Origin of the sequence: uncultured Tenacibaculum sp. (genome assembly GCF_947495995.1) — a bacterium.
In the GTDB taxonomy this organism is placed as follows: domain Bacteria; phylum Bacteroidota; class Bacteroidia; order Flavobacteriales; family Flavobacteriaceae; genus Polaribacter.
On the sequence record NZ_CANMAX010000004.1, the window covers coordinates 250,189 to 264,189 of the forward strand.

9 protein-coding genes are annotated in these 14,001 nt (G+C 29.3%); 1 reads left to right on the forward strand and 8 read right to left on the reverse strand.

The features are described 5' to 3' along the window. The first annotated feature begins 143 nt into the window (after nucleotides 1-143). Entirely contained in the window at nucleotides 144-302 is a 159-nt protein-coding gene (locus tag Q1A15_RS13485; protein WP_299624766.1) for a hypothetical protein, read from the forward strand. Nucleotide 303: 1 nt separating this feature from the next. On the opposite strand, the gene Q1A15_RS13490 is transcribed toward Q1A15_RS13485, so the two are convergent. The 8 genes from Q1A15_RS13490 to Q1A15_RS13525 all read right to left on the reverse strand — a co-directional run bounded on the left by Q1A15_RS13490 (nucleotide 304) and on the right by Q1A15_RS13525 (nucleotide 13,994). Continuing rightward, complete coding sequence (locus tag Q1A15_RS13490; RefSeq protein ID WP_299624768.1) at nucleotides 304-1,836, reverse strand: hypothetical protein; 1,533 nt, start codon at nucleotides 1,834-1,836, stop codon at nucleotides 304-306. Nucleotides 1,837-2,027: 191 nt separating this feature from the next. Beyond that, a complete protein-coding gene (locus Q1A15_RS13495) occupies nucleotides 2,028-2,312 on the reverse strand; it encodes a hypothetical protein (RefSeq protein WP_299624771.1) in 285 nt (94 codons plus the stop codon). Nucleotides 2,313-2,333: 21 nt separating this feature from the next. Beyond that, entirely contained in the window at nucleotides 2,334-2,939 is a 606-nt protein-coding gene (locus Q1A15_RS13500) for an ester cyclase (RefSeq protein WP_299624774.1), read from the reverse strand. A 98-nt stretch (nucleotides 2,940-3,037) separates the two neighbouring features. Further along, entirely contained in the window at nucleotides 3,038-3,910 is an 873-nt protein-coding gene (locus Q1A15_RS13505; protein WP_299624777.1) for a helix-turn-helix domain-containing protein, read from the reverse strand. Nucleotides 3,911-3,936: 26 nt separating this feature from the next. After that, a complete protein-coding gene (locus tag Q1A15_RS13510) occupies nucleotides 3,937-4,401 on the reverse strand; it encodes a DUF4174 domain-containing protein (protein WP_299624780.1) in 465 nt (154 codons plus the stop codon). A gap of 5 nt (nucleotides 4,402-4,406) precedes the next feature. Continuing rightward, nucleotides 4,407-10,808 (reverse strand): alpha-2-macroglobulin family protein, encoded by a 6,402-nt coding sequence (locus Q1A15_RS13515; RefSeq protein ID WP_299624783.1) that lies wholly within the window; start codon nucleotides 10,806-10,808, stop codon nucleotides 4,407-4,409. 159 nt (nucleotides 10,809-10,967) lie between these two features. Continuing rightward, nucleotides 10,968-13,028: an OmpA family protein gene (locus tag Q1A15_RS13520; RefSeq protein WP_299624786.1), complete on the reverse strand. Its 2,061-nt coding sequence runs from the start codon at nucleotides 13,026-13,028 to the stop codon at nucleotides 10,968-10,970. 9 nt (nucleotides 13,029-13,037) lie between these two features. After that, nucleotides 13,038-13,994: a type IX secretion system membrane protein PorP/SprF gene (locus Q1A15_RS13525; RefSeq protein WP_299624789.1), complete on the reverse strand. Its 957-nt coding sequence runs from the start codon at nucleotides 13,992-13,994 to the stop codon at nucleotides 13,038-13,040. Nucleotides 13,995-14,001 lie beyond the last annotated feature (7 nt).

A 14,001-nucleotide genomic window follows, 5' to 3' on the forward strand; every position in this document is an offset into this window, starting at 1 on the left:
TGTTGGTTTTGCATTAGTTTAACATAACATAGTGTTAATATTAACTGAGTTTTACGACCATTCATCTATAATTCCTATATTTCAGTCTTATAATTTATAAATTTATATAGTCGAATAATATTAATCCCCAAAAATTATAGATTATGATCACCAATGCCGTGTTAGTCAAAAAGTTGAATTTTAAAAGTGTCGATAAACAAATAATACTTGAGTTAATTAAATCAGAAGAATATTTTAAAAAAGAAAGTACTTTAAGTAACGAAGAATTAGTGCATTTGATTCGTTTACAGGTAAGTAATTAATCTAATAATGATATCTGTAAGTGAAAATATGCGCTTTCGGATTAAAGTTCTTCTTAAAAGAATAGAGATGTGAAAAACTCTTTTCCATGAAGCCATTCAAATTATCACAATATCTGTAACCTTTAGTTTTATACAATGTATTGTTTGTGTAAGTATGTTCAAATGTATAAAACAGTTTTTTTCCTTCTAAAGAATAAGGTTTACCAAGTCTTCTGTGATTGAATAGCGTTGGCGACGCTATGCTAAATTCGCCATAAATATTTTTTACATTATTAGTTGATAGATTCTTAACATAGTTGTGTAACATGTGAAATGAACTAGGCGCATTATAATTACTCTTTAGTTGATATACAAATCGATCTAGTCTACTATTAAAATCATACAATGTGTGGAAAAGCATCATAGCATTATTTGTAAAATGCATTAAATCAAACTCCTCACTATTATAAATATCTTTCAGTAAATTTTTCTCAGGGTTTAAATATTTATCATATTCATAAGTAAATGTATATGTGATTTTTGGATATTTTAAAGTCTCGTCTTTTGTACTTAAATAGTAAGCAAATTCTTTAGCTGTTTTATAAGGCATGTCATATTGAAACTCAACAGGAAACTTGTTTTCCGCTAATACTTCGTAATATTCCATTTCGGTGAATCGCTTTTTGCTATTGAAATGTGAAAGAACATTATTTTTAAAATTAGAGTAAATAGAGTCTGTAGGGAATCTGAAAAACTTATATTCTTCTTTCATACCTATTGTGATTTTAGGAATAAATTCAAAAGTCACTTTAGTAACATTATCATTCTTATAATCGAAAATCAACTTTAAAGAAATAGAATCTTTAGGAGCTCGATAAAATTTATCTTTTAGATAAGTAGGATCTATTTTAATTTCTTTTATGCGTTTATTTTCAGTTTTTACATCAAAGCTAAATTGATTAATACTGTCGAAAGATGAAATAAAACTACGATAAGGGTCATCTCTTTTACCAATATTGTCTGTAGAAGAAAATGTATATTTAAATTGACTATCATTTAAATAATCAAATGAATATAGATCGGTTGTGAACTGAGGATTTTCTTTCCTCTTTTTATGGTTTACAGCTTCTAAACTATCCAGAGCCTTCTCAGATGTCATTAATCGAGCAAATAGATCAGAAGAAACTCGATTAACAATTTTTTTAGGAAAGCTATCTTTTAATGTGATGATTCTATTTTTTGAATCTTTAGTAACTACAAATTTATTTATAGATTTTTTTCTCAGAAAGCGTCCATTTACCGTTTTTGAGAACAATCGAGCTTTAATCTCGTCAGCTCCATAAGGGTTTGATTTACTTAAATTCGGGACATTAAAATTAATAGTATCGAATTTTCCATTTTTATAAAGGAAAACATTGTCTACAACATATTCGCCTTCAACTTCAGGATGCCAAATATGATCATAAATCGTAGAAATTTTACGTAATTTTTTCTGAGCAAAAGTTTGAACAGAAATACATAAGAAAAATACTAGTAAATAGAAAAGCTTATTCATTGATCAATTTTTGATAAAAAGATGTGTTCCGAAGGAACAAATCAATACAATGATTTAAAGTTAGCTTTTATTATTGATTCCACATTTGCAGAATTCAAAAAAAATAAACCTCAATTCAAATTAAGAATTGAGGTTTTATGTATTAACAATAAGACCCAAAGTTAATACAGCTTATATATACTACTAAAAAATTACTTGTTATGATATGCTTTTGATACCGCATAACTATCTTCGAACCAGTTCCAAAGAATTACTTTTCCGTCTTTAACTTTTACACGTAAAGCATATGTGAATTCTTCTGTTTTTTTATTGGATTTGGTAAGTTTACCAATCATTTTACCGAAAAAAGCAGCAGTATTATCTTTAGATAAAGCATCGCTTGGTTCCCATTTTATAGTTTTAAAGTTAGAACCAAAACTAGGTAAGAATTTCTCTAAGATTGTTTTTTTACCTTTCCACGGTCCAATCCATGGCAAACTTTTATCACCTTCGTTATGTCAAACCATATCGTCATGCATTAAGTCCATCATTTTTTTCATATCTCCTTTACCCATGGCTCCCATAAATTCCATAGCAACTTTCATGGTTTCATCAGAAGCACCATTTTTAGGTTTTAATTGTTGCATTGCAGTTGTCCAATCTTCAATATGATTAGTATTTACAAACTTTCCATCTTTCATGGTATGAACGTCAATAGTCATAATTTTAAATGATTTAGAACCATCGGTTTGTAATCCCATAAAGTTTCCGTTTGGAGTTCCAGTAGCAATACTTCTAACCACGTATTGATCACCGTTATTTATAACTTGTTGCACATCCCATTTTAAATCAGGAATTAATTTCCAAAAGAACTCTAATTGTCCCATTAATTCTTTTGCTCCTTTTGCTCCACTAGAGTTAGAAGAAGTATAATTTTCAGCCATTAACGGAGTAAGAACAGTTGTTGGTTGCGTTTCTTTATTAACAGTTAATGCTTTTTGGTAAAAAACAGAAATCGCTTCTTTGTTTTTAGTAACCTCACTAGAATTATTCTTTTGAGCATTACATCCAGTAATAAGAAAAGTTAAGTATAGCATACTACAAAGAGAAATCAATCTTTTCATGATAAATTGGTTTAGTATTAAGTTATCACAAAAGTATATTGAGCTTACATTGTATTGAGGTAAAAAAAGATATTTTTAGGGTAAAAATGAGAAAGTTGTTATTTGTTTAAAGCTTTGAATTCTTTTGGGGAAAGTTGTGTTCTTTTTCTGAAGAATTTAAAAAAGTTTGTAGAAGAGTCGAAACCGACATGATATGCAATTTCAGTTAAAGAAAGTTGAGAGTTGATAATGAGACGCTTAATTTGTAAAATTAAAATCTCATCAATAAAAGATTTAACAGGTTTACCAATAATACTTTGTGTAATATTATTTAAAGTTTTTGAAGTAACTCCCATTTTGTCAGCATAATAAGAAACTTTTTTGCTTTCAAAGCATTCTTTTTCAATGAGTTCTTGTAATTTGATGAAGTTTAAATGATAATGTTGATTATTGAAATTCTTATTGTTTTTTGACTTAATACGAAGTAGTTTTAATATTAAAACTTGTACCAAGCTTCTAATAATGGCAATAGAATAAGAATCGTTATCACGAGAAAATTCTGTTTGAATTTGTACTACAATATTGTAAATCTCTTCAAAATCCTCATTATTTAATTGGATTTTTGGAATACTTAACATTTCATTAAAAAGCTGGAAAAGTTTTAGTGTTTCAAATTTATCAGAGTATTTGATAATAAAATCTTCGGTAAAAACCAGAATATTGCCTTTAGCTTCTGATTTATGAAATTTATGAATGTTGTTTTTTCTTAAGATAAAAATAGAACCTTTTTGATACGAATAATTTTGGTAGTTTATACTGTGAGTTCCATTGCCTTCAGTAATTAAAAAGATCACATAAAAAGAAACTTTATGATGGTCAAACTGATTATGATCTACAGGTTTCAATTCTATAACATCATTTAAATCAACAAAATCAAAATAAAAATGATCAACCTTTTTTTGTTTAAAAGTAACTTGTTGTATTTGTTGCATTTTTTATGAATTGATAATCAATCGAATTAATTTTTTCTTAGTTCAGATCTGCGCATTGGCATTCCATCAATAAGAGTTAAAAGTAATTCCTTTGTAAAAACCTTTTGCTTCACAGTTTTTTTAATGCCTCCATCTAAGCCAATTAATAAGACTTTAAAGTCCGTTTTTCTCGAAGAATATTTTTTGTATAAAGCATCATTTACGAACCAAGACCCAATAATAGTTTTACCATTTGTGTAAGTTATTTCTCGAGCTCTATTTTTTTGAATATCAAAAACTTTTAATTTTCGCTCTTCAAAAGCTTTAGGATTATCTATAAATTCAGATAATTGTTTATGGTATACTGCGTCATTTGTATTGTTGGTTACGATTAAAACAACTCTGTTTTTCCATTTTAAAGACTTTAAATTTATGCTTTGTGAGAAAGAGTTTAATCCCATCAACAACAAAGCATAAAAAATAAGTCCTTTTGTTTTTTTAAGTATTCGCATAACGATTATTTAATTTTCACACGTATTCCTTTAGAATGACTAGAAAATTCAGGAGCATACATGTTTTGTATTGTGGTAATTCCGTTACTAAAATCACCTTTATTATTTACTCGAATATCGTATTCAAAAACATAAACTCCTTTTGGTAAACGATCGAAAAAGAAATTTGTAGCTGCGTCTGTAGTACTTTCATAATAACCTAAGCCATCTTGCCATTTGTATTTCGATAATACATTAGTTGGTTCGAAAGCAGAAGCGCGCATATCTTTCATATGAATAAACTCCATATCTCTATCTACTTTTAATTCAATACGTACAGTAACTAAATCTCCCACTTGTAAATTGTTATCAGTAATATCAATTAGTTTTTTACCTCTGTCTGAATTTACCTTTTTGAATAGTTTTTTAGTTAATTGTAATGGTGTTTTTGCATGAGAAATTTTATCTAAATCTTCAAAATATTGCCAATACAATCCGCCCCAAGCGATACCTTTATTGTTTTTTGTTAAAGTGACTGTAGCTTTATCAGAAGTAACTTCTTTGTTTTTCCAATTGGTTTTAAAATAACCTGTACCAGCTTCAATTTTTGTATTTTCTAATTTAGTCGGATCTATAATTTCTTTACCAACTTTTACAGTAACTAATTCGTTAGAAGCTAACCAATTTGTTCCTTTAAAAAGTAAAGCATAGATAGCATTTGTTGTCGCTTTTGTTGTTTTCCACTCGCTTACTTGTTTGTTTTTAAGTAGCCAAATTTTAAGGTTATCGATAGTTTTTTCATCATTCTTAATTTCAGCAAACGTTTCAATTAATAAACTTTGTGTTGCTATCGGAGCTTGATGCCAATACCATCCACTTTTATTTTCTTTCCAATACATTCCAAATTCTTCAGAAGTAATACTATTTTCTTCTAAAGATTTTAAAATTAAGTTGGCTTTAGATTTGTTGTTCGTTCTAAATTGAATTAAAGCATTTAATCCTTTACCGTACAAGTTGAAATCATTCCAATATTTAGCAGCTTGTTGAGTGTAATAGTCAATTGCTTTTTGAGTCGATTTTTGAATTTTAATTTCATCAAAGAAACTTCTCATGTATAAATATTGAAGATCATAATAACTGATATGAGACTCTGCTAAATATTTATCATAAGCTCTTTTACCGTCTAAAGCTTTTACTCGTTTTGCTCGTTCTAGTAACTTTTCATATTTATTTTCATATTCATAATCTAAAAACTGAATAGCGTCTCCAATAATGTTTTCAGCAGTATGGTCATTAATTTTTATTCCTAACTTTTGTAAATGACCAAAACCAGTTACGATATGATTTGTAATTCCAATATTAGCATATCGTCCTCCTTTAAACCAAGGAAATCCTCCGTTATCCATTTGCATATACTGAAGCTTTCGAATGGCGTTTGTTTGCTCCGCTTGCATTTTATTCAAATCAAATAATAAAGCAATACGCTTTTTTTGTTCTGATTCTGATTGGGCATCACGTAACCAAGGAGTTTCTTGAATGATAATAGATTTTAATTCTTGATTTTTTTCAAGATTACTGATTAATGCTTCACTACTTTTCCATTGATTAAATACAGCTTTAATTTTCGGATTACTATTGGCAATATAACTCGCTAAAGTATTTGCATAATAACGTGAAAATGTTTGCTCTGAACATTCATAAGGATATTCCATTAAGTATGGAAGTGCTTGCACAGCTTGCCAAACTGGATTTGAAGTTACCTCTAATGTTAATTGATGATGTTTAAGCGTAGTAGAAGTATTATTTTTTAGCTTATTAAGTGTGAATGTCTTTGTTTGATTTCCTCGAACCCACATCGGTAATGTTTCAGTAACCAACATACGATTCGAAAGTACGGGAAGTACATTTTGTTCTCCATCACTAAAGTTTCCTGCTTGCGCAACAATTTTAAAACTAACTGCTTGAATTGTTTCTGGAATTGTTAAGTCCCACGAAACATTGGTATTTCCTTCTGCATCTACGGTAAAGCTTTTTTGTGTTTCTAAGTTGTTTAAATCAGTATCAATAGCTTTTCCTGTAATAGGGTCTGTTATTAATAACTGACTTGTTCCTTGCAGCTCTTTATCTGTTAAATTACTAATTTTCGCACTTACAGTAATTTGATCTTTCTCTCTTAAAAAACGAGGTGTATTTGGTATTACCATTAACTCTTTCTGAGTTACTGTTTCTAGAGTTTCTGTAGCAGTATGTAAATTTTTAGAATGCGCTAATAATTGTAATTTCCATTTTGTTAAAGCCTCAGGGATTGTAAAATTAAAAGAAACATTTCCATCTTTGTCTGTTACCAATTGTGGGTAGAAAAATGCGGTTTCTTGTAAATTTTTACGTGCTTCTATATTAGATAATGGTTTTTTGTTTTCTTCACCATATTCATCTTGAGAGTTTTTAGGTGCCCATCCATCGGAATTTTCTTCTGTGCTATCTTCTCTTCCCAGAAAACCGAAAGATTCAGCTTCTGCGGCTTCAGGTTTAGCAAGTAATTTTTCGCTTCTTCCTCTTGTTTTTCTTTTCATAGGAGCAGGAGAAGCTACACCTGCTACAACTACTTCTTCTAAAACAGCATCATCTTCCAAACGTAAAATAATGTTAGAGAAATTAGTTACTTGTATTTCTCTTGTTCTCATGCCGACAAAACTAAATACAAGAATATCTCCTTTTTTTACATCGATAGAAAATTTTCCATCAAAATCAGTTTCTACTCCTTTAGAACTACCTAAAACTTGTACATTAACTCCAGGTAATGGTCCAGAAATATCAGAAATAACTCCTGAAACTTTACCAGTAAAAGTGCCAGATGTAGATAATATAGGTCCGGCTCTTAATGTATTTAAGTATCTAGTATTTTCCCATTTACTATTATTGAAATTAAATCCGAACCAATTGAATCGGTCGTATTTAATTGTTGGTGGATTATAATAGTTGCGATTTCGTTTGTTAAAAATGAAACGCGTGGTTTTAAAACTTCTAGCACTACTTGAACCATTATTGTGATATCTTGGTTTGTAAACTGGATAGAAATCCCATTCATGATTTCTAAACTGATCTAGAGAAGCATCGTACATTCCAGCTAAAAGTTCTGCAGTAACTTTATCTTTTTGACTTCCTTTAATAGTAAAACTCCAAGTTTCATTTGCTCCAGGTTGCAGTTTATCTCTAAATGTTTTTGTGATAATTTCAAGATCTGTTTTTGGATAAGGAACATCTAAAACAAGATTTCCATTTTTAAAATCGTTGTAATTCACAAAATGATACTGAATACCAAATCCGCCAAGATCGTCTTTAGTAACAGGAATTTCTATTGTTTTACTGTTTCTGTTAAGTTTTAAGTAGTAAGAATTTACGGTTTTATAGTTCTTTTCAACGAACAACATTACTGTAACATCTTTAGAGTTTGTGCTTACAGTTACTTTAGCAACATCACCATCTTTATAAGAAGTCTTATCTGTTTTAATTTGAAATAATTTATTGTCTTCTGGATATTTATCTTTAATTGAAGATACACTAATGTATTTCTTATCGGTAACTGTTTGTCCGAATTTATCTTTTGAAGTAAGCTCTATAATATAGCTTCCAGAAGTCCACTTTTTAATTCCTGTTAAAACAACTTCTTTCGATTTTTCGGTATTAAATTTTGTAGTAAATACGCTTTTACCTTTTTCCCAGTAATTACGATTATCTTCATTTTTATATGGATCGTGTGGGAATTTTTCTTCAAATTCAGTTTTAGAAATTGTTTGAAAATCTGGACTAGGCCAAGGTCGATTTCTTAAAGGATATTTAGGTGCTTTTAGTTTATAGATTTTAATTTCTCCTTCAGCAGGAATAAATTCATCGTTTAAATTTTTAGTGTTAATTGTTAAGATATGTTTCTTGTCTGCTTTATTTAAAACGTCATCAATATCTATATTAGCAATTAAGCTATGATAACCAACGTTTACAATTGTTGTAGCACTTCTAGTTTCTCCATTCAGATCAGTAACATCTGCAGAAATTTCATAATTAAAAACAGGAAGTTGATCTTTAGAAACACTTTCATCTGGTAAAGCTTTAAATGTTATTGTAAACTCTCCTTTGTCATTAGTTAAAATTTCTCCGTTTGCTATTTCTTGAGGTTCAGCATACGCAAAAGAAGGTCGATACCAATAATACCAACGAGGAAATTGAACTTTTCTATGAACACGATACACAACTTTTGCATCTGTAATATTTGAGCCAGCATAAGCTTTAGCAGTACCGGTAACAGTTACACTGTCGTTCAGTTTAAAAGATTCGCTTACGGGTTTAAAATTAGTTTCAAATTTAGGACGCTTATATTCTTCAACAGAAATGTTTTCATAACTTCTTCTTCCATTAATCATAGTAACGATTTGAAAGCTTCCAGTTAAACCTGTGTTTGGTAAGATAAATTCTCCAGCTGTAGATCCGAAATCATTTGTTTTTAAAGTCAGTTCTTTTACTGTTTGATTATTTACATCTTTAAGTGTTACGGCTATTTTTGAATTGGTAAGTATACTCGAATTATCATTTTCTTTTTCAAGAGAAATAGTTTTAAAATATATTGTTTGTCCAGGTCTGTAAATACTTCTGTCTGTAAAAATAAATGTCTCTGTTTGCTTACGAGTACTTCTGCTATTCTTGTAACGTTCTCTTAAATATAAGTTTTCAATTAAAATTTTATCATTTTTAGAAGTAATAGTAGCTATAACGTTGCTGTGATATCCATTTGCATTGTACTTAACTTCACCTTTCTCATCAGTATAAAAAGAAACATTAACATGTCTGTTATACCTTGTATTTTCATTTCTGAAATTAATTAATGCTTTAGAAATAGGTTTTCCTGTATTACGATCTAATACTTGATAAATATTGCCACCATCAGCATTTCTAGTAACTAAAGTAAGGTTAGAAATTTGAATTCCTGTATATCCAAAAGCAGTATCTTCTTGCAAAGTGTTTTTTTCTGAAGCGACAATAAAATAACTTCCTTGTTTTAGTTTAGGAAGTATGGCTTCGTTGGTATGATTTAAATAATCAAATTCGTTAGGAAGCTTATGTTGCCAAGAGCTTACTTTAGTTAGTTTTTGAATTAATTCAATTCGTTTTTTAAGAGGATAAGCTTTTCTTATTTCTTCTAATTTCTTGAAATCAATTTTATATACTGAAAAGTAAAGTTGATCTACGTTCTTGTAATTAATAAGTACTCTTGAGTACTTGTTTATAGGAACATATTGTTCAGCAGTAATTTCTATTGATTGCTCGTTAATTTTTTCTTGTAATAACTTACTTTTTTGAGCAGCATAACTTTTCGGGAATTTTTTAATAATACGATTACAAATAGCTAAAGCTTCTTTGTTTTTAAATCTATATTTTTTGTTTTTACCTTTCGAATTAGAATATGCGTTTGCTAAGTTATGGTAGTAATTAGCGATCTCGAATCCATATAAACTAGAAGCTTCATGATTGCTAAATATCTTTTCTGAAGCTATTAAAGTCTCTAAAAACAGTTTGTCTTTATCCAAAAATGTGGCTTTACTTCTAACAAAATCTAAACGCTGTAAATCTGAATCAACTAAAGCATTAAAGTTTTTGTTATTTAGATGAAACTGAATTAAGTTCTTATAAATTTTTAAAGCATTAAACTGTAACGATAATGTGTCTTTAGTAGTTAAGTTTAAAGCAGCAAATTGTTTCGCTTCATACAATAGCTGTTTGTTATCTATTTTAAATTGATAAGATGGTTTTGTAATTCTGGTTTCATCAGTTTTATAAAAGTTTAACGCGTTATGCGCTAAGAAATCATAAAGCGTAGGGCGATATTTTTTAGATTCAATTTCAGGTTTTAAAAGAACACTGAATTCTTCTAACGGAATCTTTTGTAATGTGGTAGTTGAAGCTAAAGAGTTTTGAAATTCAAAATGAATTTCAGCAAATAGAGTTTCTAAATCCCAAGTTCTAAAATCGTTTGAATCAACTTTTGCATTTGTTTTAGTTCTTTGGTAAAATTTCCATCTGTTACTTTGAAAATATTGCCAATACATGTTGGCTAAAATATTTTGCAATACATTTTTAGTCGGAGCAGTATTTTTTTGAATATGCGCTTTAAATTGTTGTATAACTTTTAATTGCGATTCTTCTTCTAAAATCATAGAGAACTTACTTTTATAAAGTAATGTCTTTATAATTTGAGGAGAATTTTTCTTTTGATTTGCTTTCTCGTAAATACGATCTACAATTTTTAAAGCAGATTTAGGTTGGTTAAGTAATTCAAAGTGATGAACTTCTTTCCAAAGCTTTTCAAAATCATTTTGAGCGTGAAGTATTGTAGAGAAAAGAGTAAGCATTAGTATTGCAATCGATTTATTTTTCATGGTATCATTTTTAATACTTTATAACAAAGTACTCGCATAGGTTCAATATACTAAAGTTTAAATAAGTAAACTCATAGAAAGTACAAGTTAACATATCTTTTCGTTTAGTATTACACTAAAATCAATAGCTATACCAAATTTTCTAATTGGTAGAAAAAATTATAGAATTTTCTTCACAATAAACTCACATCTACGGTTAATTTCATGCTGCTCTTCTGTACAAGATTCTTCAGATTTACACTTTACAAGCGGTTGAGTTTCTCCATAACCAATTGCTGAAATACGATCAGGTTCGATTCCGCTTTCTAAGAAATACATACGAACGGCAGTTGCTCTTTTCTGCGATAGTTCTAAGTTATATCGATTATTTCCTCTGATATCTGAATGCGTACCAACTTCAACGATCATATCAGGATATTTTTTCATCAAATTGATTACACGATCGATAGCTTTTTTACTGTCTCTTCGTAAATACCATAAATTATAATCGAAACTTATCTCGTCGGTTTTAATTACGATTCTATCTTTTTGTTTTTCAATATCCTTTTCATTTTCTACAATTTCATTAGCTCTTTTTTCTTTTTCTAGTTCTAGTTTTTCAGTATTTTTTCGTTTTAAAATTTCCTCTTCTTTCAATTTTAAAGCTAATGCATCTCTTTTTTCTCTTTCTAAGATGATAAGAGACTTCAAGGTCATTGAAGCATCGTTATCTTTATTTCTAACCTTCTTTAAAGCTAATGTTTTCTGATTTTTTGTGTAACCAACTTTTGAAGCTTTAATAGTATATTTTGTTTGACAATTTACTTTAAACCTAAATTTTTCACTGTTTGATGTTACAATTCTACCAATTTCTTTTTGATTGACATCTAACAAAACAATGTCAACATCATTAAGAATTTCTCCCGAATCTTCATCTGTAATAAAACCAGAAATAAATTGAGAGCATGATTCTATTTTTAAAGGTTTCTTTTCAATGATTTTATAAATGTCGTCACTTCCTTTTCCACCTTTTCTGTTTGAAGCGAAAAAACCTTCTTTACTGTTGGTGTTTATGTTGAAAGAAAAATCATCGTATCCAGAATTTACTGGAAAACCAATATTGTCTGGTTTAGAGAAATTATCTGTTGAAATAGTACTGACAAAAACATCTAAAGAACCAAATCCAGGATGACCGTTTGAAGAGAAATACAACTTGTTGTCTTCACTAATAAAAGGAAATTGCTCTTTTTTTGGAGTGTTTATCGTCGGACCTAAATTTTGTGGTTTTCCAAAACTTCCATCATAATCAATAGCAACTCGGTATAAATCAAAACCACCAAATCCGTTTGGCATGTCAGAAGCAAAATACAGTGTTTTTTCATCTGGACTTAAAGCTGGATGTTCAGTAGAATATGTGTTTGAATTGAATGGGAGGGAAGTAATATTTTGCCATTCACCTTCAATAAGTTCAGCTTTGTATAATTGAACGTGGGTTACTTTTTTATCATCAGTTTTTCTTTTTCCTTTTTGAAAATTATTCCTTGTGAAATATGCTGTTTTCCCATCTTTAGTGAAAATGATGTTTGACTCATGTAACTTAGAGTTGATTTTATCTGAAAAAGGTTTTGCAATGCTGTCGCCTAAATAAATTTCATTGTTAGAAACTTGATAAATATCTAAATAATTTTGTCCGTTCCAACCAAATCGTTTGGCGTACATTTCTTTTCTTGGAGCTGCAAATAGAATGGTATCTCCTTTTTGTATTGCACCAAATTCAGAATCAGGAGTATTTATACCCAAGTTTTCAATAGAAAAACGATTGCCCAAAGCGGCAACATCTTCAAGGTATTCAATTTCTTTTTGTAATTGCTCGTATTTTGAATTATCGATAGACTTATAATAATTAAGTAAAACATTATTCGCCTTTTTATATTCACCAAGTGCTTTTAACGAATTAGCAAATTTGTGATAATATGTTTCATCAACTTGTTTGCGATAATTTTTAAGCAGATAACGATAATTCACTGTAGCTTTTTCCATATTATAAGTATAATAATAGGCGTCAGCTAAATTTTTTATGGCTTCAAAACTTTCTCTCTCTTTTAAAGCTTTTTCATATAAAGAAATTGCTTCTGTATAAAATGTTCTTTTAAAATATTTATGAGCTCTTTTCAATGATGAACTTTGAGAAAAGCAAGTAAAAGCAGCGAGGAATAACAGTGTGAAACTTATTTTTTTCATAGTAATCTTTTAAAAGAATCTTGGAGATTTATCGTAACCTTTCTTTAAGCCTAAAGTATCAAAGTCGAAAAGAAGCATAAATTCGTGGGTTCCAGAATTAAAACTACCTAGATTGGTTGTGGTATAATCAAAAGCATATCCGAAACGAAATGAATCTAAAACACGAATATTAAACATGACACTAATAGCATCGTTCACACGATATGCTAATCCAGCTTCAAATTTATCATCAAATAAAACATTTACAGCAGTGTCTACAACTAATGGAGAGCCTTTTACAGCTTTAGCCATGAAGGAAGGTTTTAATTTGAGTAAATCACTAACGTGAAAAACATAACCTCCATTTACGAATAAGTGAATTTCTTCACCTCCAATACTGTTTAATCCGTTATTTTCTTCAAAATGTTCACCTTTCACAAGATTCGGAATTGCTGCACCGATGTAGTATTTATCAGTAAAATAAAAAAGTCCGGCACCAAAGTTTACGAAAGTTTTATTTTGATTTTCAAACGCTAAATCGTTTGGAATAAATCCTGTTGTAATATCTTCATCAGGAAATCTAAATCCATTAAAATTTGTATTGAAACTAGTAAATCCAGCTTTTAAACCAAATGATAATTTATGACCTTCACTCACGTTAATCATGTAAGCAAAATCAGCATAAAAGTTATTTTCTTTTAAAACACCATCTCCTATATCATCGGTAACTATGGATAAACCTGCTTCTATATTATTGCTTAAAGGAGCGTGAACAAAAAAGTTATAAGTTTTTGGCGTACCCACAGCAGAAGTCCATTGCCTTCTGTGCATTACTCCGAAATTAATAACACCTAAATCGTTAGTAACATAAGCAGGATTTACAACATTTTGATTGTACATATACTGCGTATATTGAGGATCTTGCTGTGTAAAACCTTTAAGAATAAAGACAAAACAAAAACAAATTATAAATATGATCTTTTTCATTAGCTAT